Source organism: Serratia sp. szju (assembly GCF_044594185.1).
Classification (GTDB): domain Bacteria; phylum Pseudomonadota; class Gammaproteobacteria; order Enterobacterales; family Enterobacteriaceae; genus Serratia; species Serratia bockelmannii.
On the sequence record NZ_CP172576.1, the window covers coordinates 874973 to 901389 of the forward strand.

28 protein-coding genes are annotated in these 26417 nt (G+C 59.8%); 10 read left to right on the forward strand and 18 right to left on the reverse strand.

Annotated features, from left to right (window positions below; translation table 11 throughout):
- The first annotated feature begins 103 nt into the window (after positions 1-103).
- A complete protein-coding gene (gene ppa / locus RE418_RS04235) occupies positions 104-634 on the forward strand; it encodes an inorganic diphosphatase (RefSeq protein ID WP_004933594.1) in 531 nt (176 codons plus the stop codon).
- 53 nt (positions 635-687) lie between these two features.
- Here the strand turns inward: ppa and RE418_RS04240 are convergent, their stop codons facing one another.
- The 3 genes from RE418_RS04240 to RE418_RS04250 are packed head-to-tail and all read right to left on the reverse strand — an operon-like array spanning position 688 to position 6571.
- Positions 688-1035 carry a gamma-glutamylcyclotransferase gene (locus RE418_RS04240; protein ID WP_025159589.1) on the reverse strand — a complete coding sequence of 116 codons (348 nt, stop codon included), beginning with the start codon at positions 1033-1035 and terminating at the stop codon, positions 688-690.
- A gap of 2 nt (positions 1036-1037) precedes the next feature.
- Entirely contained in the window at positions 1038-4856 is a 3819-nt protein-coding gene (locus tag RE418_RS04245; RefSeq protein ID WP_043139281.1) for a translocation/assembly module TamB domain-containing protein, read from the reverse strand.
- A complete protein-coding gene (locus RE418_RS04250; protein WP_169540592.1) occupies positions 4853-6571 on the reverse strand; it encodes an autotransporter assembly complex family protein in 1719 nt (572 codons plus the stop codon). The genes RE418_RS04245 and RE418_RS04250 overlap by 4 nt, the downstream gene beginning before the upstream one ends.
- 304 nt (positions 6572-6875) lie before the next feature.
- On the opposite strand from RE418_RS04250, the gene msrA reads away from it, so the two are divergent.
- Both msrA and RE418_RS04260 read left to right on the forward strand, forming a co-directional pair.
- Positions 6876-7517: a peptide-methionine (S)-S-oxide reductase MsrA gene (msrA, locus tag RE418_RS04255; RefSeq protein WP_043139288.1), complete on the forward strand. Its 642-nt coding sequence runs from the start codon at positions 6876-6878 to the stop codon at positions 7515-7517.
- Positions 7518-7697: 180 nt separating this feature from the next.
- Positions 7698-9029 carry a hemolysin family protein gene (locus RE418_RS04260; RefSeq protein WP_004933603.1) on the forward strand — a complete coding sequence of 444 codons (1332 nt, stop codon included), beginning with the start codon at positions 7698-7700 and terminating at the stop codon, positions 9027-9029.
- Positions 9030-9098: 69 nt separating this feature from the next.
- Here RE418_RS04260 and RE418_RS04265 read toward each other — a convergent pair whose 3' ends face one another.
- Positions 9099-9305 (reverse strand): DUF1107 domain-containing protein, encoded by a 207-nt coding sequence (locus tag RE418_RS04265; protein WP_004933604.1) that lies wholly within the window; start codon positions 9303-9305, stop codon positions 9099-9101.
- A gap of 330 nt (positions 9306-9635) precedes the next feature.
- Here RE418_RS04265 and RE418_RS04270 point away from each other — a divergent pair, with 330 nt between their 5' ends.
- A complete protein-coding gene (locus RE418_RS04270; protein WP_089181569.1) occupies positions 9636-10193 on the forward strand; it encodes a YtfJ family protein in 558 nt (185 codons plus the stop codon).
- A gap of 1 nt (position 10194) precedes the next feature.
- On the opposite strand, the gene cysQ is transcribed toward RE418_RS04270, so the two are convergent.
- The gene (gene cysQ, locus RE418_RS04275; protein ID WP_004933611.1) at positions 10195-10935 is read right to left on the reverse strand and encodes a 3'(2'),5'-bisphosphate nucleotidase CysQ; all 741 of its coding nucleotides are present in this window, start codon (positions 10933-10935) and stop codon (positions 10195-10197) included.
- Between the two features lie 255 nt (positions 10936-11190).
- Between cysQ and RE418_RS04280 the strand changes: the two genes are divergently transcribed.
- Together RE418_RS04280 and ytfE are read left to right on the forward strand one after the other, a co-directional pair.
- Positions 11191-13143, forward strand: a complete 1953-nt coding sequence (locus RE418_RS04280; protein ID WP_164063739.1) for a bifunctional 2',3'-cyclic-nucleotide 2'-phosphodiesterase/3'-nucleotidase — start codon at positions 11191-11193, stop codon at positions 13141-13143.
- Between the two features lie 113 nt (positions 13144-13256).
- Positions 13257-13922, forward strand: a complete 666-nt coding sequence (ytfE, locus tag RE418_RS04285; protein WP_025305034.1) for an iron-sulfur cluster repair protein YtfE — start codon at positions 13257-13259, stop codon at positions 13920-13922.
- 43 nt (positions 13923-13965) lie between these two features.
- Here ytfE and RE418_RS04290 read toward each other — a convergent pair whose 3' ends face one another.
- Positions 13966-14586, reverse strand: a complete 621-nt coding sequence (locus tag RE418_RS04290) for a peptidylprolyl isomerase (RefSeq protein WP_399675854.1) — start codon at positions 14584-14586, stop codon at positions 13966-13968.
- Between the two features lie 267 nt (positions 14587-14853).
- On the opposite strand from RE418_RS04290, the gene RE418_RS04295 reads away from it, so the two are divergent.
- Complete coding sequence (locus tag RE418_RS04295) at positions 14854-15525, forward strand: OapA family protein (RefSeq protein ID WP_089181567.1); 672 nt, start codon at positions 14854-14856, stop codon at positions 15523-15525.
- A 3-nt stretch (positions 15526-15528) separates the two neighbouring features.
- Here the strand turns inward: RE418_RS04295 and RE418_RS04300 are convergent, their stop codons facing one another.
- The 5 genes from RE418_RS04300 to rpsF all read right to left on the reverse strand — a co-directional run bounded on the left by RE418_RS04300 (position 15529) and on the right by rpsF (position 17442).
- Positions 15529-15882 (reverse strand): DUF488 domain-containing protein, encoded by a 354-nt coding sequence (locus RE418_RS04300; protein ID WP_025305032.1) that lies wholly within the window; start codon positions 15880-15882, stop codon positions 15529-15531.
- A gap of 111 nt (positions 15883-15993) precedes the next feature.
- Positions 15994-16446, reverse strand: a complete 453-nt coding sequence (gene rplI / locus RE418_RS04305; RefSeq protein ID WP_004933629.1) for a 50S ribosomal protein L9 — start codon at positions 16444-16446, stop codon at positions 15994-15996.
- Positions 16447-16485: 39 nt separating this feature from the next.
- Positions 16486-16713: a 30S ribosomal protein S18 gene (gene rpsR, locus RE418_RS04310; protein WP_000135199.1), complete on the reverse strand. Its 228-nt coding sequence runs from the start codon at positions 16711-16713 to the stop codon at positions 16486-16488.
- Between the two features lie 4 nt (positions 16714-16717).
- Positions 16718-17035 carry a primosomal replication protein N gene (priB, locus tag RE418_RS04315; protein ID WP_049233092.1) on the reverse strand — a complete coding sequence of 106 codons (318 nt, stop codon included), beginning with the start codon at positions 17033-17035 and terminating at the stop codon, positions 16718-16720.
- Positions 17036-17043: 8 nt separating this feature from the next.
- Positions 17044-17442: a 30S ribosomal protein S6 gene (rpsF, locus tag RE418_RS04320; protein WP_004933634.1), complete on the reverse strand. Its 399-nt coding sequence runs from the start codon at positions 17440-17442 to the stop codon at positions 17044-17046.
- A gap of 454 nt (positions 17443-17896) precedes the next feature.
- On the opposite strand from rpsF, the gene RE418_RS04325 reads away from it, so the two are divergent.
- Positions 17897-18163, forward strand: a complete 267-nt coding sequence (locus RE418_RS04325; protein WP_089181566.1) for a DUF1471 domain-containing protein — start codon at positions 17897-17899, stop codon at positions 18161-18163.
- A gap of 99 nt (positions 18164-18262) precedes the next feature.
- Here RE418_RS04325 and RE418_RS04330 read toward each other — a convergent pair whose 3' ends face one another.
- Entirely contained in the window at positions 18263-18637 is a 375-nt protein-coding gene (locus RE418_RS04330) for a hypothetical protein (RefSeq protein ID WP_025305030.1), read from the reverse strand.
- Positions 18638-18760: 123 nt separating this feature from the next.
- The gene (yjfP, locus tag RE418_RS04335) at positions 18761-19513 is read right to left on the reverse strand and encodes an esterase (RefSeq protein WP_025305029.1); all 753 of its coding nucleotides are present in this window, start codon (positions 19511-19513) and stop codon (positions 18761-18763) included.
- A 127-nt stretch (positions 19514-19640) separates the two neighbouring features.
- Here yjfP and bsmA point away from each other — a divergent pair, with 127 nt between their 5' ends.
- Positions 19641-19949, forward strand: coding sequence for a biofilm peroxide resistance protein BsmA (gene bsmA, locus RE418_RS04340; RefSeq protein WP_025305028.1), 309 nt, complete (start codon positions 19641-19643; stop codon positions 19947-19949).
- Positions 19950-20072: 123 nt separating this feature from the next.
- Positions 20073-20348 carry a DUF1471 domain-containing protein gene (locus tag RE418_RS04345; RefSeq protein ID WP_025305027.1) on the forward strand — a complete coding sequence of 92 codons (276 nt, stop codon included), beginning with the start codon at positions 20073-20075 and terminating at the stop codon, positions 20346-20348.
- On the opposite strand, the gene RE418_RS04350 is transcribed toward RE418_RS04345, so the two are convergent.
- The 5 genes from RE418_RS04350 to nsrR all read right to left on the reverse strand — a co-directional run bounded on the left by RE418_RS04350 (position 20345) and on the right by nsrR (position 26307).
- A complete protein-coding gene (locus tag RE418_RS04350; RefSeq protein WP_016929354.1) occupies positions 20345-20743 on the reverse strand; it encodes a DUF350 domain-containing protein in 399 nt (132 codons plus the stop codon). The two genes, RE418_RS04345 and RE418_RS04350, sit on opposite strands and share 4 nt — an antisense overlap.
- A 66-nt stretch (positions 20744-20809) precedes the next feature.
- Positions 20810-22438: an isovaleryl-CoA dehydrogenase gene (locus RE418_RS04355; protein ID WP_025305026.1), complete on the reverse strand. Its 1629-nt coding sequence runs from the start codon at positions 22436-22438 to the stop codon at positions 20810-20812.
- A 116-nt stretch (positions 22439-22554) separates the two neighbouring features.
- On the reverse strand, positions 22555-23286 hold the full coding sequence (gene rlmB, locus RE418_RS04360) for a 23S rRNA (guanosine(2251)-2'-O)-methyltransferase RlmB (protein ID WP_025305025.1): 732 nt from the start codon (positions 23284-23286) through the stop codon (positions 22555-22557).
- A 61-nt stretch (positions 23287-23347) separates the two neighbouring features.
- Positions 23348-25822: a ribonuclease R gene (rnr, locus tag RE418_RS04365; RefSeq protein ID WP_049208605.1), complete on the reverse strand. Its 2475-nt coding sequence runs from the start codon at positions 25820-25822 to the stop codon at positions 23348-23350.
- Positions 25823-25881: 59 nt separating this feature from the next.
- Positions 25882-26307: a nitric oxide-sensing transcriptional repressor NsrR gene (nsrR, locus tag RE418_RS04370; protein WP_025305023.1), complete on the reverse strand. Its 426-nt coding sequence runs from the start codon at positions 26305-26307 to the stop codon at positions 25882-25884.
- Positions 26308-26417 lie beyond the last annotated feature (110 nt).

The following is a 26417-nucleotide window of genomic DNA, read 5'->3' on the forward strand; positions in this document are numbered from 1 at the left end:
CGGCACACTGGGTTTTCGACGATGAAAAGGGCAGGAAATCGCAAAAGAGTCCGCTATAATAGCCGCCACTCCATTTCTGGTTTGATGATTAAAGGAAACCGACATGAGCTTGAATCTGGTCCCTGCTGGCAAAGACCTGCCGGAAGACATCTACGTAGTAATCGAAATCCCGGCCAACGCCGATCCAATCAAATACGAAATCGACAAAGAAACCGGCGCGCTGTTCGTTGACCGTTTCATGTCCACCGCGATGTTCTACCCGTGCAACTACGGCTACATCAACCACACCCTGTCTCTGGACGGTGACCCGGTTGACGTACTGGTCCCAACCCCATACCCGCTGCAGCCGGGCTCCGTGATCCGCTGCCGTCCGGTTGGCGTACTGAAGATGACCGACGAAGCCGGTGAAGACGCCAAGCTGGTTGCGGTACCACACAGCAAGCTGACCAAAGAGTACGATCACGTGAAAGACGTGAACGACCTGCCGGAACTGCTGAAAGCCCAGATCGCTCACTTCTTCGAGCACTACAAAGATCTGGAAAAAGGCAAATGGGTGAAAGTGGAAGGCTGGGCAGACGCTGCCGCGGCTAAAGCGGAAATCATCGCCTCCTTCGAACGCGCTGCCAAGAAGTAATTCCAGCCGCCGTCCGATGAAAAAACACCGCTCATTGAGCGGTGTTTTTTTTCTTACTGTTCTTCGAGACGCTTCAGCCAGTCACCGCTGGTAATCCGCGGGTAACCGTCCACGCTGTGTTTGTACAGGTAGATCCACGCACTCCCATAAGGCGTCTGAATCAGCTCGCGCTTATAGTCCTTGGTGTTGCTTTTCAGTTCGTCCAGCTCTGCCAGAATCGATGAGTTAATACGATACACCTCGCAATGTATCGTGCCCTCTCCAGGGATCGCCGCCGGGTAATGGCCCAGATTATAAATCTGATAGCCTTCGAGCTCGTGCTCGCCGAGCCATTGGGCGTTGGTCATCCAATGGCTGTTTCCCTGTTTGCGCCGTAAACTGCCGTAGACAATTATTCGCATCGCTAAAACTCAAACTGATAGAGCAAATCTAATGCCTGGTCGAGACCAGACACCGCTTCAAGATACAACTTAGGCATCAGGCGATAACGCAACGTCAGCGTGGCCAGCGAGTCGAAAATGCCCACCCCATATTTTACTTGTAAGCCTGGGAGGACATAGCCGCTCACGACAACCTGGGAATTGTCGCCAACCCCTTGAGTGTCCAGAGCCAAATTACTCACGCCGAATGCCTCGCCGATTTTACCCACAAGTTGACCACTTTGTGCAACCCCCATGCCGATTAACATCGACGTCATGGCGTTGCCGTCGGCGCCGGAGCTGCTCAAGCCCTGGCCGCGCAGCAGATAAGACAAGGCTTCCTGTTGCGATTTGGCCGGATCGGAGAACACTTCCAGCTTCGGTGCATCCGCCAGGCCGGTCACGCGCACGCCGGCAGTCACGTCGTCCTCGGTGGATTCCGGGTTGCGGATCGCTTCGATATTGAGCAGCGGCTGATCCGGCGGGCCGGAGAACATCAGCTGCCCTTTACGCACGATCAAATCCTGACCATAAGCATGGAAGCGACCGGAAGGGATGTCAATCTGGCCGTTGAGGCCCAGCCCTTTCTTGTCCTGCACCACCTTCAGATCGCCCTTCAAGCGGGCTTTCAGGCCGAAGGCGTCCAGCCGCACGTCGTTGCCGACGTGGATCATCAGGTTGCTGTTGATCGGGATCGAGGCGGTCTTCGGCTGAATCGGCTTCAGCTGATCGTCCAGCATCACCTCGTCGGAAGAGACGCCCACCGCGCTTTCCGGCAGCTCCTGCACCGTAATGCGCGCCCAAGGGATATCGACCTTGCCGTTGAGCGAGAACAGCTGCGGCGTGGCTTCGAACACCAGATCCGGCGACACGTCGATGCGGATCATCGGCGGCACCGTCACCCGCAGCTTGTCGCCCTTGGCGGCAATGCGCGCACGCCAGGCGTTGATGTCACGCCAGTCGGCATCGCCCGCCAGATTCAGCTGGCCGCGGGTGGTGCTGAGCAGCCCCTCCAGCGTCGAGGTCATGCCGTTGAAATTCACCGCCAGCCGCGCGTCGGTCATATCGAACGGCATCCAGTGCCCCTGCACCTTCGCCCGATCCAACGCCAGACGCCCGAACACCAGCGGCTTCTGCGCGCTGCCGCCCAGACGCAGGTTGGCGTTCAGCATGCCCGCTGCACTTTCGCCCTTCATCAGCGCCGGGTTGATCAGCGCCAGCGAGATGTTGGTGATATTGACGTTGCCGCTGATGGTGCGCCGCACCTGCGGATCCACCACCTGGATATTGCCGTCAAACTGGCCGTTGTTGGTCAGTTTGATCCGCCAGTCGGCCTGCGCGCGGCCGTTGTTCAGGCCGGCGTTGAGGGTCAGCGTATCGAAAGCGATAGGCAGCGCGTTGCCCTGCACCTGCTGTACCACCTTGACGCCGTTGCCGGCCAGCGTGACTTTCGCCTCCGGCAGCGCGCCGCCCGGTTTCCAGCTGACGTCGGCCCGGCCGGTGAACACGCCGCTCAGGGCGGTTTCCGGGCCGAGAAACGGCTTGATCATCGCCAGGTCGAACCGATTGAGCACCACGCTAGCCTGGCCGCTCTGGCCGGCTTCAATGGTCTTCGGCACGCACAGCTCGGCGTTCGGGTTCTGCCAACAGTGCGGCCCGATGCTGATTTTCTGCGCGGTGTTCAGGTAATCCAGCGCGATGGCGCGCGTCAGGCGCCACTCCCCTACCGGCGTATCGAAGCGGGTATTGTTCAGATTGCCGCGCCAGCGCTGCTGCTGACGATCGAAGCTGCCCTGTAGCGCCAGCTGGCCGGAGACCGGTTTGCCGTCGATCTTCAACTGCAGCTGATGCTGCTTCTCGCTGCCTTTGGCGTCGAGGGTCAGCAGGCTGACTTCCAGCGCGTCCTGCTTCAGCTGCTCGACGCGTACCGCCAACTGCCCCTGGATCTGATCCGTGGAGCGCACGTCGCCGTCTATTTTCACGCGGTTGATGCGCAGCGCCTGCCACTGCAAGCCGGAGGCGGTCAAATCCGCCAGCAGCTGCGGCGCCTGCAGATTGCCGCGCAGTTTCAACAGCCCTTTGGCGGTGCCGCCCAGGCCCGGCAGCGCGCCGTCCAGACGCGGCGCGTCGATGTTGGCGTCCAGGTTCCAGCTTTTCTCATCCAGCTGCCCTTTGACGTTCAGCTGGTTGCGCCCCAGCGTCAGATCGATGCCGGGGATTTTCCACTGCCCGGCGGCGTTGCCGCTCAGCGTACCGCGCGCCGTGACCTTGTTCTGCTTCACGTTGCCGTCCAGCTGCAGCACCGGCACCTGCAGCTGCCAGCTGCCGCCGTGCAGGCTGCCGCGCGTGGTGATCTTGCCATCCAGCTTCGCCGGCCATTCCGGCCACTGCTTGGCGGTATTGATGCCGCTCAGCGTCAATTGCGAGTTCCAGCTGATGGCCTTGCTCCAGTCCACCAGCGCAGTGAGATCGGTATTGCCCTGCAGCGCCGCCAGCCGCAGGCGCTCCAGCTTGAACTGCTCAACGTTGCCTTTGCCGTCCAGCGTCAGCACCGCCGGCGGCAGATCCTGGCCTTTCAGATTGGCGCGTGTCGACAGCGCATAGTCGGTCGCCTTGCCGTTAAAGCGCAGGCGAAAATCGTTGACCTGGTACTGCGCCTCGCCGCTCAGCGGCCATTTCAGCTGCTTGCTTTGCAACGTCAGCGCCAGCGGCAAGCCGGCTTCGGCCAGCCGGGTTTGCACATCGAGCTGGGCGCCGACCGGGCCGGACAGGTTCAGCGCGACTTTCAGCTCGTCACGCAACCCGCCCCCGATGTTCAGCTTCACCTTCTCGCCCTTCAGCGGTTCGATGTTCAGCGCGCTGTTGGCGGTCAGGGCCACCGGCCAGTCGCCGGTCAGGGTCGCCTGCCCCTGCACCGACAGCGTGCCCTGCGGCGACTTCACGTCGAAGTTGTCCAGTTGGATATGCTGATCCTGCGTGCTGGCCTGCAGCAACAGACTCGTGATCAGCACATCGGTATCGCCGGTCAAGCGCAGCTGTTCGCCGCTGATCTCTTTGACGGTGATATCCAGCGGCAGGCGGATGTCCGGCAGATCCGGCAACAGCGGTTTGGCGAACAGTTCCTTCAGCGTTTCGCCGAGCGGCTTCTCTTCCGGCTGCGGCGCCGGTTTCGCCGCGTCGGTAACCTGCTCACCGACCTTTTTCGCTACCTCAACCGCCGGTTGCACCGCTTCCGGCAACGGATTTTGCGGCGTTTTCGGCAAGGCGATCAGCAACGAGCCGATCTTGGTTGGCATCAGCGTCAGAGCGCGCTCTTGCCACTGTGCGCCGGTGCGAAACTCGGCCAGAGAAATGGCGGTGTCGTCGACGGTGACCTTGACGTTGTTCAGCGCCAACAGGCGCAGGGTGATCGGATAAGGGGTGCTGAGATTGGTGGTCGGCTCACTGCTCTCCTCCACCGGCGCGGAGGGCGTCATCTCTTTGGTGTTCACCGCCACATCCACGTCCTGGGCGGTCAAGGCATTGACGCACAGCGAACTGCGCTTAAAGCAGGAGAGATCGAGGGACAGATGGAACTGCCCGGCGTTGACCGTCACGCCCGGCATCTGATACTTCACGCCCTTCAGCGTCAGATCGCGCCAGCCGCCGCTGACGCCGGCGATCTCCAGCCCCGGCACCCAACGCGCCGCGCCGTTGATGACCATATGCAAACCGGTGGTAGTGCCCACCAGAAAGGCCAGCCCGCCGATCAGCAACAGCAGGACGACCAGAAATCCGAGACAAATCTTTTTAACCAGGCTCATAGTTCAGGCCCCAAACCGATGTAGAACTGCATCCCGTGAGTGTCCTTGTCCCCCACGGGCGCGGCGATATCCAACTTCACCGGCCCCACCGGCGACTGCCAGCGCACGCCGACACCGGCGCCGGTCTTGAAGTTGCTTTTCTTGATATCGTTCACCGCTTCACCGGAATCGACGAACATCGCCCCCCACCATTTGCCGGTCACGTTGTATTGATACTCCAGCGAGCCGGTCAGCATCTTGGAGGCGCCGGTCAGCTTGCCGTCGTCGCCGCGCGGCGAAATGTCTTTGTACTTGTAGCCGCGAATGCTGCGGTCACCGCCGGCGAAGAAGCGCAAATCCGGCGGCACCTTGTCGAAGTCGTTGGTTTCTATCCATCCCACCTGCCCGCGCGCCACGAAACGATGCTTGTCGGCGAGCGTGCGGATCCAGACGTTTTGCGCCTGCATCAACGCGAAGTCCACGCCGGAGCCCCAGGTGGTGTCGGACACGTCGATGGAGTAGCGTTGGCTGTCGCCCCAGGTCGGCATCAGGCCACCACGTGAGCGGGTGCGGTTGAAGCTGACGCCGGGGTACAACAGCATGGTAGTGTTGCTGACGTTGCCCTGGGTAAAGTTATCCCAGCGCCAGGTCAGGTTGATCGCCCGCTGCCAGCCGCTGGAGAGATCCCAGTTGCGTGAGGCCACCACTTTGGAGGTCACGGATTTGGTGTCGTTAAGATCGACGTTCTTGAGCCCGCCCTGCAGCAGGTAATACTGCTCCAGCGGATTCTTCAGCAGCGGGATCTTATAGGTCAGATCCAGTTGCTGCTCCGGCGCCGACACGCTGGCGCTGGTTTCCAGGCTGTGGCCGCGATCGTTGAGCCAGGGCTTTTTCCAGGTGCCTTTCACCCGCGGGCCGACGTCGGTGGAGTAACCGATACCGGTTTCGATGGTATTGCGCGTACGCGGCGTTACCAGCGCGTCCAACGGCAAAATCTTGTTCTCTTTGGCATCGTTGAAATCAGGGGACACCACCACCGAGTTGAACCAGTTGGTAGCGGACAAACGGCGGTTCAGCTCGGCCAAATCCTCCGAACTGTAGTAATCCCCCTGATGAAAGGGCACCAGATTTTGCAGATAGTCTTCGCGGATTTGCGAACCGGTGAATTTCACCTTGCCGAAGCGGTAACGTTCGCCGCTGTTGAAATCGATGTCCCAAAACGCCTTGTGCAGATCTTCGGCCACGCCGAGCTGGCTTTTGGTCATGTCGGCGTCGAAATAGCCTTTGCGCAGCGCCAGGCCGGTGAGCGAGCCTTTGAAACTGTCATACTTGCCGTGGTTGAGGATCTCGCCGATGGTCGGCCGCCCCTTCTTTACCAGCGTCAGGTAGTCTTCATCGGTCTTCGCGCCGCCCTCCAGCACGATATTGGCGCCGGCGATACGCACCGGCTCGCCCGGATTGACCTTGGCATGCAGCACCGGGCGCGACATTCCCGGTCGGTCGTCCAGCGTAAACTCGATGGTCGGCTGGTAATAGCCGAGCGCGCGCAGCCCCTGGCGCACCGCCTCATCCACCCGCGCGCGGAAGCGGCCGTCGGTGCCGACCTCTTCAGGCGTGATCGACGACAGGCGCACCCGGACGTTTTTTTCCAACTCTCCGCTTAACCCCTCCACCTGCAGCCGCACGTTCGCCGCATAGGCCGCAGGTGCCGCAAGCAACACAGATATCAAGCACATGACCGGGTACTTTGGCACGTGTTCTCCTTATTGATTTTACTTTCCTGTTATGGTGTTTGCTCCGGGGCCAGGGCAGACTCCGCGCTATCATGACGGCAGCCCTCTTCAACCTTATTCCGGACGCCGCCCGCCGCGCTTTGCCACCGCCGCGCAACAGGCGAATTCTTCACTTTTGGCGCTCAAAATACTGCGTTAAGCTTATACAAAATCCAACTTGCCACTTATTGTGGGCAAAGACGCGGTGAGATACAACCGAACCGCCGCCATGTAGGGTCAATTCTTACTGTGACAACAGGAGTCAACCGTGGTGCCATTTTTTGATAAATCACAAACCGTCGATAAGGCAAGCGCGCTGCCTGGCCGCACCACGCCAATGCCTGTCGCAACGCTCAACGTGGTCACCGAACACTCGATGACCCAGGTGCCGGCAGGCATGGAAGTGGCGATCTTCGCCATGGGCTGTTTCTGGGGCGTTGAGCGTCTGTTCTGGCAGCAGCCGGGCGTCTACAGCACCGCCGCCGGCTACAGCGGCGGCTATACGCCGAACCCGACCTACCGCGAAGTGTGCAGCGGCCAGACCGGCCACGCCGAAGTGGTGCGCGTGGTGTTCGATCCGCAGGTCGTCAGCTACAAACAGCTGCTGCAGGTATTCTGGGAAAATCACGATCCGGCGCAGGGCATGCGCCAGGGCGGCGACGTCGGCACTCAGTACCGCTCGGCGATTTATACGCTGAGCCCAGAGCAGCAGGCCGAGGCGGAAAGCAGCCTGCAACGCTTCCAGCAGGCGATGGACGCGGCGGGCGACAAGCGCGTCATCACCACCGAGATCGCGCCGGCGCTGCCGTTCTATTATGCGGAAGACGATCATCAGCAGTACCTGTTCAAAAACCCGGAAGGCTACTGCGGGCTGGGCGGCATCGGCGTTTGCCTGCCGCCGCAGGGCTGATCCGATGCCAGCCGGCGGCACTTTTTTAACCGCTGGCGGCCCCTGTGGGGCAACTGCTATACTATGCGGGCCGCTTCTGCGGCCCGATAGCTTCCCTTCTGGTTGTTATCGCTGCTTTTTTTACTATGTACTACCCTTCCTCAAGAGCGCCGTCATCCCGTCGGCACGTATGGATAGATTATGTTAAACAGTATTTTACTGATTCTTTTTCTGATCGCGGTGAGTGCGTTCTTCTCACTGTCGGAAATCTCTCTGGCCGCCTCGCGCAAGATCAAACTGAAGCTGATGGCCGACGAAGGTAACGTCAACGCCGCCAGAGTGCTCAAGCTGCAAGAAACCCCAGGCATCTTCTTCACCGTGGTGCAGATCGGCCTGAACGCCGTGGCCATCCTCGGCGGTATCGTCGGCGACGCGGCTTTCTCTCCCACCTTCAAGGTGTTGTTCGATCGCTTCCTGTCGCCTGAACTGGCAGAACAGGTCAGCTTCATCTGCTCCTTCGTGCTGGTGACCAGCCTGTTTATCCTGTTCGCCGATTTGACCCCGAAGCGCATCGGTATGATTGCACCAGAGACGGTCGCCGTCCGGATCATCAACCCGATGCGTTTCTCCATCATGATCTTCCGCCCGCTGGTGTGGTTCTTCAACGGCATGGCCAACCTGATCTTCCGCATGTTCAAGCTGCCGATGGTGCGTAAGGACGATATCACCTCCGATGACATCTACGCGGTGGTGGAAGCCGGCGCCCTGGCGGGCGTGCTGCGCAAGCAGGAGCACGAGCTGATTGAAAACGTGTTCGAGCTGGAATCGCGCACCGTGCCGTCTTCGATGACCTCACGCGAAAGCGTGGTGTACTTCGATCTGCGCGAAAGCGAAGAGAGCATCAAGGAGAAGGTCTCGACCCATCCGCACTCCAAGTTCCTGGTGTGCGACGGCCATATCGATCAGGTGGTGGGTTACGTCGATTCCAAAGACCTGCTGAACCGCGTGCTGGGCAACCAGAGCCTGGTGCTGAGCAGCGGCGTGCAGATCCGCTCGGCGCTGATCGTGCCGGATACGCTGACGCTGTCCGAAGCGCTGGAAAGCTTCAAAACCGCCGGCGAAGACTTCGCGGTGATCCTCAATGAATATGCGTTGGTGGTGGGCATCATCACCCTTAACGACGTGATGACCACGCTGATGGGCGATCTGGTCGGCCAGGGCCAGGAAGAACAGATCGTGGCGCGCGACGAAAGCTCATGGTTGATTGAAGGCGGCACGCCGATCGACGACGTGATGCGCGTGCTGGACATCGACGAATTCCCGCAGGCGGGCAACTACGAGACCATCGGCGGCTTTATGATGTATATGCTGCGCAAGATCCCGAAACGCACCGACTTCGTCAAATACGCCGGCTACAAGTTCGAGGTAGTGGATATCGACAGCTACAAGATAGACCAGCTGCTGGTCACCCGGCTGAGCGACAAACCGGCGGCGGTGCTGCCGAAAGCGCCAGACGACACCCCGGCGGCCTGACGGCGCGAAGGACAGAAACATCAGCGGCCCCATCGGGGCCGCATTTTTTTACCGCTGTCAGCGAGGTGTTCACCCCATCTCGGTCTGCAACAGCAGCACCTGACGGTTCACTTCAGACATCACGCTGAAATGGCGCTTGTCGCGAATCTTCGGCGGCAGGATTTTCCCTTCGTCGAATTCAAATGCGCCTACGTCCTTGATATACAGCCTTCCACGAAACAGGGTCTTAACGTACTTTGCCACTTTCAAAGGGTTATAACGCTGGAAGATTCTCATTCTTTTACGCTCCTCCCGTTGATCCATGCGCTCAGCGAGCCGCCAAAGGTGGCAGCCTCGAAATTCAGAACGCAACTTGATTGCATGTAGTAGACCCAGTAAAGACCAGAACGTTCACTTCTGCCTGGTTATCTACGCTGGATTTACACTTTTTGACAGAATTGTATATGATAATTTATAACGTTTTCAGGATATCCCTTCAAAATCTGATGATTAGCGAACCAAGGGAAAATCTGCGATCCGGTTAACAGGACAGACCTCTTATCACATCCTATGCTTTAGGCTGTCGAAGTGCTGTCGCACAAATTCCCCCCATTACAAGGAGAAAGCATGAAAACAAGTCGCATGCTGATGGTATCCCTGCTGCTCGCCCCACTTTTCGCTTCCGCGCACAACTTCCAGCTCCAGCAGCGCGTAGCGCCGGTTGGCGTCAGCGACAAAGGAGAGCTCAACTACGCTGACGGTAATTTTAGCTACCAAAACTGGAACAGCGCGCAGCTCAGTGGAAAAGTGCGAGTGATACAACATATTGCCGGCCGCAGCTCCGCCAAAGACATGAACGACCCACTGATTGAAGCGATCAAGAAAGCGAAGCTACCACACGATCGTTACCAAACGACGACAATCGTCAACACCGACGATGCCCTGATGGGCACCGCGATGTTCGTGCGCAGCAGCATTGAAGACAGCAAGAAGGAGTTCCCGTGGTCGCAGTTTATCGTCGACAGCGACGGTAACGTGCGCAAGGCCTGGGATTTGCAGCCGAAAGGCTCAGCCATCGTGGTGCTGGATAAGCAAGGGCGCATTCAGTTTGCTAAAGACGGCGCGCTGACGCCGGAAGAGATGCAGCAGGTGATATCCAAACTGCACCAGCTGTTGGCGAACTAACTCAGAACAGCGACACCCGGAAGCCGGGGTTGAGGAAAGATTCACGCGGGGTATAGAGCAACGGCTTGCCCTGCCAATCGTGAATTTGCGCCCCGGCAGCCACCGCCACCGCATGCCCTGCGGCGGTATCCCAAATGTTGGTCGGCCCAAAGCGCGGATAAAGCTGCGCCTTGCCTTCCGCCACCAGGCAAAACTTCAGCGAGGAACCGACGGACACGGTCTGGTGCTCGCCCAGTTGCTGAAGGTAATCTTTCAGCTCGTCGTCGATATGCGAGCGGCTCACCACCACCAGCGGCGGATGCGCGTTGCTGACGCCGATCGCCTGCCGCACGCCCTTCTCTTCTTTCCAGGCCTTGCCGCGCTCCGCCAGATACAACACGTCGATCGCCGGGGCATACACCACGCCCATCACCGCCTGCCCGTCTTCAATCAGGGCGATATTGACCGTGAACTCGCCGTTGCGGTGCAAAAACTCTTTGGTGCCGTCCAACGGATCGACCAACCAGTAGCGCGTCCAGCTGCGGCGCTCTTCCCACGCCGGCGGATCCTCTTCCGACAGCAGCGGCACCTCCGGCGTCAGGGCCGCCAGGCCGCGCTTGATGATGTGATGCGCCGCCAGATCGGCCGCCGTCACCGGTGAGTCATCTTTTTTCTGTGCGACATCAAGCGGTTGTTCACCGTCGTACACCGCCATGATCGCCGCCCCCGCCTCGCGGGACAGTTGGCAAATTCGCTCTAACATCATGCACCTCAACTCTGCATCTCCGTGGGAAATTTCCCTCTGTCTCTGCTAGCAGACTAGTTTTTTTTACGCCGAATATCCATCTCAACCGGCTAAACCACGGGAAATCCTCAGATCTTGTTGGGCACAACTGTGAACTTCCCCGCGTTACCTGCTCCCGTTTTCTGCCACACTTCACAGTTTACTGTGGCAAGCAGTGTTAATTACATTTCCCTCTGCGATAACACTCGAATAATGGAATGGAGAGAACCCCAAATGATGAAGCATCCACTGACGCTGTCCGCGCTTGCGCTGCTGGTGTGCGCCTCGGCGCAGGCGGCGACCGTCGATCTGCGCGTGCTGGAAACCACCGATCTGCACAGCAACATGATGGACTTCGATTACTACAAGGACACGCCGACCGACAAATTCGGCCTGGTGCGCACCGCCAGCCTGATCCAACAGGCGCGCCAGCAGGCCGCCAACGCGGTGTTGGTGGACAACGGCGACATCATTCAGGGCAGCCCGCTCGGCGACTACATGGCAGCCAAGGGGCTGAAACCGGGTGACGTGCACCCGGTCTATAAGGCGATGAACACGCTGGACTACGTCGTCGGCAACATCGGCAACCATGAGTTCAACTACGGGCTGGACTATCTGAAGAACGCCATCGCCGGCGCCAAATTCCCGTATATCAACGCCAACGTCATCGACGCCAAAACGCAAAAACCGCTGTTCACGCCGTACATCATCGTCGATACGCCGGTGAAAGACCGTGACGGCAAGGCGCATACGCTGCGCATCGGCTATATCGGCTTCGTGCCGCCGCAGATCCTGGTGTGGGACAAAGCCAACCTGCAGGGCAAGGTGACGGTGGACGACATCACCGCCACCGCCAAGCGCTACGTGCCGCAAATGCGTAAACAGGGCGCCGATCTGGTGGTGGCGATCCCGCATTCCGGGCTGTCCAGCGAGCCTTACAAGGCAATGGCGGAGAACTCAGTCTACTACCTCAGCCAGGTGCCGGGCATCGACGCCATCATGTTCGGTCACGCCCATGCGGTGTTCCCGAGCAAAGACTTCGCCAACATCAAAGGCGCGGATATCGACAAAGGCCTGCTGAACGGCGTACCGGCGGTGATGCCGGGCCAATGGGGCGATCATCTCGGCGTGGTCGATCTGCAGCTCAACAACGATAACGGCAGTTGGAAAGTGACCGCCGCCAAAGCGGAAGCACGGCCGATCTATGACAAAGAGAACAAGACATCGCTGGCGGCGGAAGATGCCGCGCTGGTGAAGGTGTTGGCGGACGATCACAAAGGCACGCGCGAGTTCGTCAGCCAGCCGATCGGTAAATCCGACGGCAACATGTACAGCTACCTGGCGCTGGTGCAGGACGATCCGACGGTGCAGATCGTCAACAATGCGCAGAAGGCCTACGTCGAACATTACATCCAGGGCGATCCGGACCTGGCCGATCTGCCGGTGCTGTCGGCGGCGGCGCCGTTCAAGGTCGGCGGCCGCAAGAACGATCCCGCCAGCTTCGTCGAAGTGGAAAAAGGCCAGCTCACCTTCCGCAACGCCGCCGATCTCTATCTCTACCCCAATACGCTGGTGGTGGTGAAGGCCAGCGGCAAAGAGGTGAAAGAGTGGCTGGAGTGCTCCGCCGGCCAGTTCAACCAGATCGACGTCAACAGCGCCAAGCCGCAGGGCTTGATCAACTGGGACGGCTTCCGCACCTATAACTTCGACGTGATCGACGGCGTCAACTACCAGATCGACGTCAGCCAGCCGGCGCGTTACGACGGCGAATGCCAGCTGATCAACGAGAAGGCGGAGCGTATCAAACAGCTGACCTTTAACGGCAAGCCTATCGATCCGAACGCCACCTTCCTGGTTGCCACCAACAACTATCGCGCCTACGGCGGCAAGTTTGCCGGCACCGGCGACAAACATATCGCCTTCGCTTCGCCGGATGAAAACCGCTCGGTGCTGGCGACCTACATCAGCGCCGAAACCCAGCGGCATGGCGCGGTGCGCCCGCAGGCGGACAACAATTGGCGTTTGGCTAACTTCAGCAGCAAGCAGCCGCTGGATATTCGCTTCGAGACCTCGCCTTCGGACAAAGCGACGGCGTTTATCAAAGAGCACGCCCAATACCCGATGACCACCGAAGGCAATGACCGTATCGGTTTCGCGGTCTATCGCATCGATTTAAGCGCGAAATAATCACCAGGCCGGGGCACTCCCCCGGCCATCACCTCTATTTTCCCGCTGGCGCGCCCTTTAAATTGCATTTAAAATGCATGTTATAAAATCCCTTCGTTTAAAGAGGCACTACCATGGATTACCGCAATCAATCCCTTGGCGCGCTCGCTATCGCCATTCCCCGGGCATCCCGCCTGTTTCGCCAGCATCAGCTGGATTTCTGCTGCGGAGGCCGGCAATCGCTGGCACGCGCCGCCGAACGCAAAGGGCTGGATATCGACACACTGGAAAACGAACTGGCCGCCCTGGCCGCCACACCGGAGCAGAGTCGGGACTGGCGCACGGCGCCGCTCGGTGAAGTAATTGATTACATTCTGCCGCGCTTTCATCAGCGGCACCGCGAGCAGCTGGCCGAACTGGTGCTGATGGCGGAAAAAGTCGAACGTGTGCACGGTGACAAACCCACCTGCCCGCGCGGACTGGCGAAGCAGCTGAACCTGATCCGCCTGGATCTGGAGAATCACATGATGAAAGAGGAACAGATCCTGTTCCCGCTGATCAAACAAGGCATGGGGCCGCAGGCCGCCGGACCGATCTCAGTGATGGAACATGAGCATGACGAGGCGGGTGAACAACTGGAGGTGGTGAAGTTCCTCACCGATAACGTGACGCCACCGGAGGGCGCCTGCACCACCTGGCGGGCGCTGTACAACGGCCTCGACGAGTTCATCGGCGATCTGATGGAGCACATCAGCCTGGAAAACAATCTGCTGTTCCCGCGCGCGCTGAGCGGCGCATAAAACAAGGGCGCCATAAAGGCGCCCAGAGCAATCTTCGGTAGGATTACAGGATTTCCAGCAGCTCGACGTCGAACACCAGCGCGCTGAACGGCGGGATGGACGCGCCTGCGCCACGTTCGCCGTAGGCCAGGTTGTGCGGGATATACAGCTGCCATTTGGAACCGACCGGCATCAGGGTCAGCGCTTCAATCCAGCCTGGGATCACGCCGCTGACCGGGAATTCTGCCGGCTGGCCACGCTCGACCGAGCTGTCGAACACGTCGCCGTTGATCTGACGACCGGTGTAGTGCACACGCACGCGATCCTGACGGGACGGGATTGGGCCGTTGCCCTGCTCCAGTACGGAGAACTGCAGGCCAGACTCGGTCAGCGTCACGTCGTCGCGCTTGGCGTTGTCGTCCAGGAATTTCTGGCCTTCAACGGCCATCGCCTGCTGGCGCTCACGGCGCACCGCATCCGCACGCTCGTGGATTTCACGCAGCGCACGGTGCACCACGTCTACCGGAACCGCCGGGGCATTCCCTTCCAGCGCGTCGCGCAGACCCGCCAGCAAAGCTTCCGGTTGCAAACCTTCCAGCCCGGACTCTTGCAGCTGCTGGCCGACCTGTAAACCAATCCCGTAACTTGCTTGCGCTTCAACGCTGTCAAAAGAAGGGGTTGTCATGGGGTTTTCCTTAAGTCTGTAAAAAGTCGAAAGCGCAGCATAACAGCGCGTCAATGCCGGGTAAAATCTTGTGTGGAGAATGATGACTTTTGTCGTAGAAAAAGAAACAATAACCTTCTGTTAACGCCCGCAGCCGCAAACGCCGGCCCTGCCGCTCAGCCGCCTTTCACTTCAATCAGTTAGCGGACTATACTGAAAGCAGGATATCGGGCAGGCAACGCGCTTGCCGCGCCGCGCTCATTATTACGCCGTCGAAGAGAGGTCACCATGGGCAGAATCGCGCCCAGGAGAAGGAAAACCACCCGCATCTACCAGCCGCTGCTGCGCACCTGGCTGAACGTCAGCCAGCGCCTGAAACCGGGCGCCGCACCCACGTCTGAAGGCGCGGAACCGCCATCGGAGCCACCGCCGGCCAACGACAAAATGCAGCAGCTCAAAGCGCTGCTGGCCAAAGTCTGGCATCTGCCGGACCGTTTCCATTGGATGGAGCCGCTGCCCTACTTTCACCGCCGCTGGGTGCTGATCTTTGGCATCATTCTGCTGTTGGCGTTGCTGTGGCCCTATTCGCCCGAAAGACAGCCGTTCCCGGTCTCCCACCAAGAAACCAGCGTGCCACTGCAGGCCGATCTGCAAAACGGCGGCGGTACCACTTCAGCCAGCGAACCGACGCCGGCGGGCAACTGGCAGCGTTACCAAATCCAGCCAGGTCAGACCCTGGCCCAGCTGTTTCGCGATAACAATCTGCCGGTAAATGAAGTGTTTGCCATGGCGCAGGTGGAGGGCGGCGACAAGCCGCTGAGCAACATGAAAGCCGGCCAGGAAGTGCGTATCGAACGCGACGCTAACGGCGTGATTAACGCGCTGTCAGTCACCACCGTGGACAACAGCCAGGCGCTGTTCCGCCGCCAGGCCGACGGCAGCTACCGCCGGGAACGCTAATCCCTACAGCTGCGCCAGCAAAAACTCGCGCAGCACCACGCCCTGATTGTGCTCGGTGTCCTTGCTGCCATACAGCAGCGTCAGCGTTTTCCCCTGCCGTAAGAGCGCCACCAGCGGCTGCCAGGCGTCGTTGGTAGCCAGCTGTTGGCGGTAACGCTCTTCGAAGACTGTCCACTGGTCGGTATGCTGATGGAACCACTTGCGCAGTTCGTCATCCGGCGCCACCTGTTTCAGCCACTGCACGCCCGTCAGCCGCTCCTTGCTGATACCGCGCGGCCATAGCCGGTCTATCAGATAACAGTGTTCCGGCGCCGGCGCGCTGAAGTCATAAACCCGCTGCAGCATAATCTTTGCCATCGCTCGCTCTCCTTTTCATCCCGTCTTCAAGCGTAGCGCGTTTTGCCGGGCGCAGAAAAGCAAAACGCCAGCGCGAGGCTGGCGTTTTAACCGGGTTAACAGCAGCGTAAATTACGCTTCTGCAACCACAACTACATTCAGCTGTGCGAACACGTCACTGTGTACCTGGAAGTGCACTTCGTGCTCACCAGTGGTACGCAGAACGCCGTTCGGCAGACGAACTTCGCTCTTGGCAACTTCAACGCCTGCCGCAGTCACTGCGTCAGCGATGTCGCGGGTGCCGATAGAGCCGAACAGTTTACCTTCGTCGCCAGATTTGGAAGCGATGGTCACTGAACCCAGTTCGTTGATCTTGGTTGCGCGAGCTTCAGCAGCAGCCAGAACGTCAGCCAGTTTGGCTTCCAGTTCCGCACGGCGTGCTTCGAAGAACTCAACGTTTTTCTTGGTAGCAGGAACAGCTTTGCCCTGTGGTACCAGGAAGTTACGAGCGTAGCCCGCTTTAACGTTAACTTGATCACCCAGGCTGCCCAGGTTTGCTACTTTATCAAGCAGAATAACTTGCATTACCTTATCCTCTCAAAGTCGTTAATGGACAGTGGCCGATTACTGATGACGATCAGTGTACGGCAACAAAGACAGGTAGCGCGCGCGCTTGATAGCACGGGCCAGCTGGCGCTGATATTTTGCACGAGTACCGGTGATACGGCTCGGTACAATTTTACCACTTTCGGTGATGTAGTTTTTCAGCGTAGCGATGTCTTTATAGTCAATCTCTTGAACGCCTTCCGCGGTGAAACGGCAGAACTTGCGACGACGGAAATAACGTGCCATTTGGCTAGTCTCCAGAATCTATCAATTCAATCTGCTCGGCATGCAGAACCAATTTGCTCAGCCCGTTGCGCCCTTGATGGCAGCTTACAAAGCCTTGCACGGTAATCTGACTGCCGACCGTTAATCTTTGAGTTAGTGCTTGTGACTGTTGTCCGCTGACAACCACGGGCATTCGGCACCATGCTTGTCTGCTGAATCCGGCTTCCATCTGCTGCGAACGGTGCTCTAGCACAAATTGGCAGTGCGGTATCCCGGAAGGACTCACTTTTCGAACCGGCGCCTTGCACACAGTGCCCGACAAGACCAGACGATTAGCCGTCACGACGGCAATTACTCTTCAGAATCCCCAGCATCTGCATCATCTGCGGTTTCGTTAGCGAAGTCTTCGCGGCGATCGCCACGACGTTCGTCTTTCGCTTTAACCATCGGAGATGCTTCAGTTACCGCGTGCTTAACGCGCATAACCATGCTGCGGATAACGGCGTCGTTGAAGCGGAAGTTAGTTTCCAGCTCATCGATCGCTTCCTGCGGCGCTTCAACGTTCAGCAGAACGTAGTGAGCTTTGTGCAGTTTGTTGATCGGATAAGCCAGCTGACGGCGGCCCCAGTCTTCCAGACGGTGAATCTGACCTTGCGCGTTAGTGATGGTAGCACTGTAACGCTCGATCATGCCCGGAACCTGTTCGCTTTGGTCAGGATGGACCATAAAAACGATTTCGTAATGACGCATCGAATTGCTCCTTACGGATTATTCAGCCTCCTGTCAGGGTCAACCGCGGCCCATGGAAGCAAGGAACGTGTTTAGTGTGCGGCTGAAAAATGACGCGTAATCATACTGACGCAGGGCGGGAAACTCAAGGACTGCGTGGGTTTTATTCGCGTTAATGCGAGGCGCTATGGGAAATAGCACGATTTGCTCGTGGGTGAACCTATGTACGCCGATCCATGAGTTTCAAAAATCTTTCAATGAAATCAGCGCTGAGTCACAAATCTATTTCATTTTTTTTGAAAGAGATCATCAAAACACCCCACTTTTTAATCCGCAGTAACGGACTAAAATTAACCATATCCGCCGCAGACAGCGCGACGAAAAAGATTTCAGGTTATTCAATGCAGATAAATGACTTTTTGCCGCAGCGACACTCGCTGTCAGGCCGTAACGGCAAAGGGTTAAGAGAGGCACTATGAAACGCATTATTTTCGCGACGGCGCTGGCCGCCCTATTCTCCGCCAACGTGATGGCCGCGACGGAGATTAGCTCGCACCAGGCCGATCAACGCCAGAGCGTTGGCTTCGTCACCCTGAACCAGAACGTGGTTTCGCCGGATGACGCCAGCAGCCAGGTCAGTAAAATCGCCGATCAACGCGGCGCGACCTCTTATCGCATCATCGCCCTGCACGAACCGGGCGACAACAGCACGATGCACGTCAGCGCCGAGCTGTACCGCTAAAAAGACGCGCCACGCCAGGGAAATCCCCAGGGCTTCATCAGAAAGCCCGCTCAATCCTCGCCGGAGCGCCGCTTGTCGGGCGCTCCACTTTCTCACCTGTCACAGCTTGAGCAACGCCGGCGCGCTGAACGCTTTGCCCGGATTGTGCAATTGCAGCGCCATCCGCAGATAGTTTGTCCGCGTTTGCAACAGCTCGGCGCTTTGCGTCAGCGTCACCCGCTGCTCGAAGGAGAGCGTACCGGCCGCCGCGGTGTGAGTGGCCGCCGCTTTCGGCGCGAAGGCAAACAGCGCCGTCAGGTTTTGCACCGTCTGCGCGGTGATGCGCGACAGCGGATCCGCCTTGTTTTGCCGCACCTTGCCGTCGGCTGCCCCCAACATCTCGCTGAAGGCCGCTGAGTTAAGATCGGCGCGCACTTTCATCGTTCCCACCAGCCCGCGCGCTGTCTCGGCCGTATTGCTGATACCCTTTATCATGCTCTCCGCTCCTTGCTGCCCTGAAAGAATTCACGCTGACATTCTCCTCCTCCATGCGTCAAACAATGACCGAAACAGCCCGCAGAGAGCGGCGCAATTCCACGCATCGCGCCCGGATGCGTATTACAGCTCGCGGAGGAAGAAATCGGTGGTAGCGGACAGCGCCAGCGGCGTGATGCGGTGCTTCACGCCCGGCTCGACGAGCGACGTCAAGCGGCCATCTGCGCCTTGCTGCCGCAGTTCAGCCGCCAAACGCAGGCTGTCCGCCGCCGGCACCACGTCGTCCGTCTCGCCGTGCCACAGCAGCAGCGGCCGCCCGGCGATCGTCTCCAAACGCCCCTCCAGCTCATACTCCGCCAACACGGCGGTGCGCGCCGCAAACGCCGCCGGCGAGAGTGCCTCGCCCTCTTCGCCCAACGGCGGATACAGCGTTTGCGCCAGCGCACGGTAATAGCCTGAGCCCATCAGGCTGGCGGCCGCGCGGATCCACGGAAAGCGCGCGAAGGCGCCCAGCGCGGTCATGCCGCCCATTGAGGCGCCGGCGACGCCGATGCGGCCGTCGACGATCAGGCCAAGCCGCTCGAAATGCGCCTTGATCTGCGGCAGTTCGTCGATATTGCTGCGCAGGATCTCCCAGAATGACGCCAGGCGCTGCGCCTCATCGCCATCGAATCGCTCGCCGTGCCGATCGGCATCCGGCAACACCGCCCGAAAACCGGCACGCGCCAGCGCATAGGCGAAGTAGGCGTACACCTCTTTCGACGAGGTATAACCATGGCAGAAGAACACCGTCGGCAGCGGCCGATGATACTGCCCCGCCGGCACCGCATGAATCACCGCGATATCGCCCACTCGCTCGTCATGAATTTCGATCATCCGTTCATCCTCACTCCACCTGTTGGCCTTAATCATGACAAACTTGCGCGAAGCAGCGTTAGCTCAATCTGTTACAGCTTATATTGCGTTACACTGAAGCCATCGCACCGGCTCTTTCGAGGTCACCATGACGCTAGTCCGCACACTCATCGCCCTGACGCTGGCCGCACAGCTTTCCGCCTGCGGCATCATGACCACCACGCCGAAACCGCCGCCGCCCCCCACCGCACAGGCGCAGGAGATCGTCCGCGCGCAGACCGCCGCACTGGCGAAAATGGGCACCATCACCGCCGTGGTGCGCGGCAGTCCGATGGACGTGGAAGCGGAGATCCAACGCAAGGCCACCGCCGCCGGCGCCCGTTATTACGTGATCATCATGAACAGCGAAACCGTCGTGCCGGGCCAATGGTATTCCCAGGCGATCCTGTATCGTTAAGGCGGGGATTTTTTAAGCAGATTTACACTGGCTTTGCACTGGCTGAAGAAGGGTGTTGCACACTGAGGGACAGCATGCCGCATGTTGCGGGTGTCGATTCAGGATCTGACGAAGGGGAACGCCATGAAACGCTCCACCGCACTCACCTCCCTCTTGCTTTCCATGGGATTGCTCAGCACCGGCGCACAGTCCGCCGAGCTGGCGCCCGCCGATCGCGTGACGCCGCTCAGTGAAATCGCCGAGATCACTTTCAACGATCTGCCCGGTTCGCCGCAGGAAGCGGAACTGGCCATTGCCCGCACCGCCGACCAACACGGCGCCAGCTATTACCGCATCCTGCGGATGGAAGAACAGGCGCACCCGCTTGGCTGGCGCGCCTCCGCCATCTTATACCTTTAATAGCTCATGCAAGCCGCATTCAACACGCCGCCGCTAACGGAGACGCCCCCCAGGAAAATCCCGGCGGCCAGGTGATTCGCTTCGATCTTTTCGCTGATGCGCGGCATGTAGATCTTCACGGCCGCGAACAGCAAGAGTTGCACCACCAGCGCCACCACGCCCCACAGCAGGTAATCCAGCAGGCTGATCGAGTTGATCGCCGCGCTGGCCAGCGGGATCACATACCCCAGGCAGGCGCCGATGAAAGCAAAGGCGGCGGATTGATTATCAGCCTTGATCAGCGCCCATTCATCGTGCGGGGTGATACGGGTATAGACGAACAGAAACACCAAAATCATGGCGAAGCCGCTGAAGAAGTAAGAGGCAAACGCCGCCAACGCGCTGAGAATATCCATGTGCATTTTCCTGTCAGAGTGAGGCTGAATTAAAAAGGTTTTCGCCGCCGGGCGCCACCCTTTTCCCTAACCGCCGATGGCGCGGTTCAGCAGCAGTTCGCACACCTCGGCCGACAGCAGGCTCTCGCCACGGTGATCCAGCGTCAGATGACACCAGGCGTCGGCGATCTGCGGGCTGGCGTGCTGCAGCAGCTGCGCGGCGCAGCACAGGTCGAACAGCTGCTGGGTCAGCAGCCGCCCCATCTCTTCACGCGGTTGCCGGGCACGCTGCTGCCACTGCCGCCAGGCGCGATCGAACAACCGATTCTGGCCGCGCACCGGCTGCAGCTCGAACTGCAACATCTCGAGCGCGCCCGGCAGTTTGTGCAGGCTGCGCAACACGTCCAGACACATGATGTTGCCAGAGCCCTCCCAGATGCTGTTCACCGGCATTTCACGGTACAGGCGCGGCAGTTCACTCTCCTCGCAGTAACCGATGCCGCCCAGCACCTCCATCGCCTCGGCGATGAACGGCATGCCCTGGCGGCAAATGCTGTATTTGGCCGCCGGCGTCAGCAGACGGCTGTAGATCAGTTCGCCTTCATTGCTGCGGCTTTCCCAGGCGCGAGCCAGCCGGAACAGCAACGCAGTATGCCCTTCCAGCCGCAGCGCCATGCGCGCCAAGACCTGGCGCATCAGCGGTTGTTCTATCAACAGCTTGCCGAACGCCTGCCGCTGCAGCGCATGATACAGCGCCACCGACAGCCCGCGGCGCATCAGGCCGTGGCTGCCCAGCGAACAGTCGAAACGGGTCAGGCCGCCCATCTTCAGGATATGCCGCACGCCGTCGCCCTCATCGCCCAGCAGCCAGGCCGTGGCATCCTGAAACTCCACCTCGCTGCTGGCGTTGGAGCGGTTGCCCAGCTTGTCTTTCAACCGCTCAAGGCGAATGGCGTTGCGGCTGCCGTCCGGCAAAATGCGCGGCAGGAAGAAGCAGGACAGCCCGCCTTCGGCCTGCGCCAGCACCAGGTGCGCATCGCTCTGCGGCACTGAGAAGAACCACTTGTGCCCCACCAGCCGGTAGGCTTCGCCCGGCCCGCGCGCGCCGAGCGGCGTGGCGGTGGTAGTATTGCTCAAGACATCGGAGCCGCCCTGTTTCTCCGTCATGCCCATGCCGATCAGCAGACCGCGCTTTTGCCCGCCCGGCAGCAGGTGAGCGTCATAACGGTCCGACAGCAGCGGCGTCAGCCAGGAGCGAAACTCGGCCGGTAAAGCCTGCAGCAACAGCGGCGTGGCGCCGAAGGTCATGGTCACCGGGCACAGCGTGCCGGCCTCGACCTGCGCATGCAGCATAAAGCGCGCGGCGCGCGCCACGAAGGAACCGATGCGCGCATCCTCCTGCCAGGGCAGGTTGTGCACCCGATTGGCGATCAGGCCCTGCATCAGAATATGCCAGGCGGGGTGAAAGCGAACGTCGTCCAGCCGCTGGCCAGTGGCGTCGTAGCGCAACAGTTCCGGCGGGTTGGCGTTAGCCAGCCGCCCCAGCTCCAGCGACTCCTGGGTACCGAGCTGCTGGCCCAGCGAGGCCAATACCTCGGCGTCCCAACCGCCTTGTTCACGCTGCAACGCTTCGCGCAGCGGCGTATCGGAGAGAAACAGGTTGCTGTTGCCCAGCGGCTTGGGTTGGTTAAAAACGGTGTGCGTAGTCCAGACCATGAGAGTGCTCCCTGAAAAAAGCGTCAGGGATAAGTATGGTCGGCGCAGAGATTTCTGCCGCAGGCGGGATCACAAGAGGGGGAATTAACGGGGGCACGGGGCCCCCGTCAGAAGAATCAGCCGCGCTGACGCACCGCTTCGAACAGGCAGATGCCGGTGGCGACCGACACGTTCAGCGAAGAGACGGTGCCGGCCATCGGGATGCTGATCAGCTCGTCGCAGTGTTCGCGAGTCAGGCGACGCATGCCTTCGCCTTCCGCGCCCATCACCAGCGCCATCGGGCCGGTCATTTTGCTCTGATACAGCGTATGGTCGGCTTCGCCGGCGGTGCCCACCACCCAGACATTCATCTCTTGCAGCAGACGCAGCGTACGTGCCAGGTTGGTCACGCGGATCAACGGCACGTTTTCGGCGGCGCCGCAGGCCACTTTCTTGGCGGTGGCGTTCAGCTGGGCGGAACGGTCGCGCGGCACGATCACCGCGTGCACGCCGGCTGCGTCGGCACTGCGCAGGCAGGCACCGAGGTTATGCGGGTCGGTCACGCCGTCCAGCACCAGCAGGAACGGGGTCGCCACGCTTTCCAGCAGGCCCGGCAGATCGTTCTCCTGATACTGACGCCCTTCGCGCACCCGGGCGATGATCCCCTGGTGCACCGCGCCTTCAACCTTGTCATCCAGCCATTGGCGGTTCGCCACCTGGATCACGATGCCGGTCGCTTCCAGCTCGGCGATCAGCGGTTGCAGACGGCGATCTTCGCGGCCTTTCAGGATAAACACTTCCAGGAAGCGTTGCGGATCGCGCTCTAACAGGGCTTTGACGGCGTGGATGCCGTAAATAATTTCGCTCATGATGCTCTTTTAAATTCGTGCGGCCGGCGATAACCGGCCGATGATAACGATGTGCGGCAGGTTAAGCCTGCTCGGCACCTTTCTTCTTGGCTGCGCGTTTGGCTTTGGTCGCCGCCGCGATTTTCCGCGTTTTGTCGGACGCTTTCTTGGCTTTCTTTTTCGCCTTCTTCACGTTGTCCGCAGGCTTGGTGTCATCCTGCTTGCGGAAGGCGCTGTCCGGTTCGAAGTTGGCCGGCGGTTTGCCGCCGCGGCGCTTGCCGCGCCCCGCGCTACCGTTGTCGCGCAGCGTGCGCTGGCCGCCCTTCTTGGCGCGATCGCGCTCGGTTTTGCCTTCACCGCGCGCTTTGCGGGTGCTGGATACCAGCGCGAAGTCGATCTTGCGCTCGTCCATATGCACCGCATCCACGCGGATCTCCACCGTATCCCCCAGGCGATAGACCGTGCCGGAAGACTCGCCGATCAGGCGCTGGCCGATATTATCGTAGCGATAGTAATCATTATCCAGCGTTGATACGTGCACCAGCCCGTCGATAAACAGATCGTTCAGGCGCACGAAGAAGCCGAAGCCGGTCACGCTGGAGATGATGCCGCTGAACACTTCACCGACGTGATCCTGCATGAAGTCGCACTTCAGCCAGTCGGCGACGTTGCGCGTCGCTTCGTCCGCGCGGCGCTCGGTCATCGAACAGTGCTCACCCAGCTGCAGCATCTCTTCGAATTCGCTGTGCCAGCCGCCGGTCGGCGTCCAGCGCTCTTTCGGCTCGCCGTGTTCTTTGGCCAGCTGGTATTTGATCGCACGGTGCAGCGCCAGATCCGGATAACGGCGGATCGGCGAGGTGAAGTGGCCATAAGACGCCAGCGCCAGACCGAAGTGGCCGCGGTTTTCCGGATCGTAAATCGCCTGCTTCATCGAACGCAGCAGCATGGTTTGCAGCATTTCGTGGTCAGGGCGCTCGGACACTTCATCCATCAGCACCGCATAGTCCTTCGGCTGCGGCTTGTTGCCGCCGCCCAGCGTCAGCCCCAGCTCGCTCAGCACGCTGCGCAGCGCGGAGATGTGGTCGTCGCTCGGACGATCGTGCACGCGGTACAGCGCTGGCTCGTTGCGTTTCTCGACGAAGCGCGCGGCCGCCACGTTGGCCATGATCATGCACTCTTCAATCAGCTTGTGGGCGTCGTTGCGCACCGTCGGCTCCACGCGCTCGATGCGGCGTTCGGCGTTGAAGATGAACTTGGCTTCTTCGGTTTCAAACGCGATGCCGCCGCGCTCGGCGCGCGCCTTATCCAGCACCTTGTACATGGCGTGCAGCTCTTCCAGGTGCTTGACCAGCGGATGGTAGTGCTCGCGCAGCTCCTGATCGCCCTGCAGAATGTGCCACACCTTGTTGTAGGTCAGGCGGGCGTGCGAGCTCATCACCGCCTCGTAGAACTTGGCCGTGGACAGGCGCCCCTGGGCGGAGATGGTCATCTCGCACACCATGCACAGGCGATCGACCTGTGGGTTCAGAGAGCAAAGTCCGTTGGACAGCACTTCCGGCAGCATCGGGATCACCTGCGACGGGAAGTAGACCGAGTTGCCGCGGCTGCGCGCTTCGTCATCCAGCGCGGTGCGTGGACGCACATAGTAGCTGACGTCGGCGATCGCGACCCACAGGCGCCAGCCACCGCCGCGTTTTTTCTCGCAGTACACGGCGTCGTCGAAGTCGCGCGCATCTTCACCGTCGATGGTGACCAACGGCAGTTTGCGCAGATCGACGCGGCCCTTCTTGGCCGCTTCCGGCACCTGCTCGCTGAGATCGGCCACCTGCTTTTCCACCTGCGGCGGCCAGGTATGCGGGATCTCATGGGTGCGCAGCGCGATGTCCACCGCCATGCTGGTGCCCATTTTATCGCCGAGGATCTCGACGATCTTGCCGACCGCCTTAGTACGGCGGGTCGGGCGCTGAGTCAGCTCCACCACCACCATAAAGCCCATGCGCGCGCCGCTGACGCTGTCGGCTGGGATCAGAATATCGAAGCTCAGACGGCTGTCGTCCGGCACCACGAAGCCGGTACCGGCGTCCATGAAGAAGCGGCCGACAATCTGGCTGGTTTTCGGCACCAGCACGCGCACGATGCGCGCTTCGCGGCGCCCTTTACGGTCCGCACCCAGCGCCTGCGCCAGCACCACATCACCGTGGATCGCCATTTTCATCTGTTCGGCAGACAGGTACAGATCGTCTTTGCTGCCTTCAACGCGCAGGAAGCCGTAGCCGTCGCGGTGGCCGATCACCGTGCCGCGCAGCAGATCCAAACGCTCCGGCAGCGCATAGCACTGGCGGCGGGTAAACACTAACTGGCCATCGCGCTCCATGGCGCGCAGGCGGCGACGCAGCGCTTCCAGCTGCTCTTCACCGCTGAGGCCCAATTCGTTGCCCAGTTCTTCGCGACTGGCCGGCGTTTCTCGTTTCGCCAAATGGGCCAGGATATATTCACGGCTGGGGATAGGGGATTCGTATTTTTCTGCTTCTCGTTCCAGGAATGGATCTTGTGACATTGCGGTTCCTCCGTTGTCATCAGCAGGATGACGTTGAGCCTTGTCTTCTCAACGTCGTTTTATTCGACAAGCAATAGCTTGTAGAGCGGCGGATTGTCTTCGACCATGTCGGCCAACGTATGCTTATCCAGCTCTTCAAGGAAATTCTGTACGCCCTGTTGGAGCACCTGCTTCAATCGGCAGGCAGGGGTGATGTGGCAAAAATCACTGCTGCAGTTAACCAGCGCAAGCGGCTCCAGCGCCCGCACGACGTCACCGAGGCGAATGCTCTCGGCCGGTTTACCCAAACGAATGCCGCCATGCTTGCCGCGCACCGCCGTGACAAAACCGACCCGGCTCAACTGATTGATGATCTTCACCATATGGTTGCGGGACACGCCATAAACCTCAGTCACTTCCGAGATGTTGGTCATCTTGTCCTGCGGCAACGAGGCCATGTAGATCAACGCCCGCAGGCCATAATCAGTAAAACTTGTTAACTGCACATCTTACCTCTGGGTATCACTTTACCCGTCTGATACGCCGCTTTTCGGCGCTATTCAAAAGATTACTCATTGGATAATAAACCAGCCGGAGAGTTCGTCGCTAATTATTT

What these genes read in the sequence shown, in the direction of transcription:
- ppa (WP_004933594.1), top strand. Translation starts at nt 104, where the DNA reads ATGAGCTTGAATCTGGTCCCTGCTGGCAAAGACCTGCCGGAAGACATC.
- RE418_RS04240 (WP_025159589.1), bottom strand. Translation starts at nt 1,035, where the DNA reads ATGCGAATAATTGTCTACGGCAGTTTACGGCGCAAACAGGGAAACAGC.
- RE418_RS04245 (WP_043139281.1), bottom strand. Translation starts at nt 4,856, where the DNA reads ATGAGCCTGGTTAAAAAGATTTGTCTCGGATTTCTGGTCGTCCTGCTG.
- RE418_RS04250 (WP_169540592.1), bottom strand. Translation starts at nt 6,571, where the DNA reads ATGTGCTTGATATCTGTGTTGCTTGCGGCACCTGCGGCCTATGCGGCG.
- RE418_RS04260 (WP_004933603.1), top strand. Translation starts at nt 7,698, where the DNA reads ATGTTAAACAGTATTTTACTGATTCTTTTTCTGATCGCGGTGAGTGCG.
- RE418_RS04265 (WP_004933604.1), bottom strand. Translation starts at nt 9,305, where the DNA reads ATGAGAATCTTCCAGCGTTATAACCCTTTGAAAGTGGCAAAGTACGTT.
- RE418_RS04270 (WP_089181569.1), top strand. Translation starts at nt 9,636, where the DNA reads ATGAAAACAAGTCGCATGCTGATGGTATCCCTGCTGCTCGCCCCACTT.
- cysQ (WP_004933611.1), bottom strand. Translation starts at nt 10,935, where the DNA reads ATGTTAGAGCGAATTTGCCAACTGTCCCGCGAGGCGGGGGCGGCGATC.
- RE418_RS04280 (WP_164063739.1), top strand. Translation starts at nt 11,191, where the DNA reads ATGATGAAGCATCCACTGACGCTGTCCGCGCTTGCGCTGCTGGTGTGC.
- ytfE (WP_025305034.1), top strand. Translation starts at nt 13,257, where the DNA reads ATGGATTACCGCAATCAATCCCTTGGCGCGCTCGCTATCGCCATTCCC.
- RE418_RS04290 (WP_399675854.1), bottom strand. Translation starts at nt 14,586, where the DNA reads ATGACAACCCCTTCTTTTGACAGCGTTGAAGCGCAAGCAAGTTACGGG.
- RE418_RS04295 (WP_089181567.1), top strand. Translation starts at nt 14,854, where the DNA reads ATGGGCAGAATCGCGCCCAGGAGAAGGAAAACCACCCGCATCTACCAG.
- RE418_RS04300 (WP_025305032.1), bottom strand. Translation starts at nt 15,882, where the DNA reads ATGGCAAAGATTATGCTGCAGCGGGTTTATGACTTCAGCGCGCCGGCG.
- rplI (WP_004933629.1), bottom strand. Translation starts at nt 16,446, where the DNA reads ATGCAAGTTATTCTGCTTGATAAAGTAGCAAACCTGGGCAGCCTGGGT.
- rpsR (WP_000135199.1), bottom strand. Translation starts at nt 16,713, where the DNA reads ATGGCACGTTATTTCCGTCGTCGCAAGTTCTGCCGTTTCACCGCGGAA.
- rpsF (WP_004933634.1), bottom strand. Translation starts at nt 17,442, where the DNA reads ATGCGTCATTACGAAATCGTTTTTATGGTCCATCCTGACCAAAGCGAA.
- RE418_RS04325 (WP_089181566.1), top strand. Translation starts at nt 17,897, where the DNA reads ATGAAACGCATTATTTTCGCGACGGCGCTGGCCGCCCTATTCTCCGCC.
- RE418_RS04330 (WP_025305030.1), bottom strand. Translation starts at nt 18,637, where the DNA reads ATGATAAAGGGTATCAGCAATACGGCCGAGACAGCGCGCGGGCTGGTG.
- yjfP (WP_025305029.1), bottom strand. Translation starts at nt 19,513, where the DNA reads ATGATCGAAATTCATGACGAGCGAGTGGGCGATATCGCGGTGATTCAT.
- bsmA (WP_025305028.1), top strand. Translation starts at nt 19,641, where the DNA reads ATGACGCTAGTCCGCACACTCATCGCCCTGACGCTGGCCGCACAGCTT.
- RE418_RS04345 (WP_025305027.1), top strand. Translation starts at nt 20,073, where the DNA reads ATGAAACGCTCCACCGCACTCACCTCCCTCTTGCTTTCCATGGGATTG.
- RE418_RS04350 (WP_016929354.1), bottom strand. Translation starts at nt 20,743, where the DNA reads ATGGATATTCTCAGCGCGTTGGCGGCGTTTGCCTCTTACTTCTTCAGC.
- RE418_RS04355 (WP_025305026.1), bottom strand. Translation starts at nt 22,438, where the DNA reads ATGGTCTGGACTACGCACACCGTTTTTAACCAACCCAAGCCGCTGGGC.
- rlmB (WP_025305025.1), bottom strand. Translation starts at nt 23,286, where the DNA reads ATGAGCGAAATTATTTACGGCATCCACGCCGTCAAAGCCCTGTTAGAG.
- rnr (WP_049208605.1), bottom strand. Translation starts at nt 25,822, where the DNA reads ATGTCACAAGATCCATTCCTGGAACGAGAAGCAGAAAAATACGAATCC.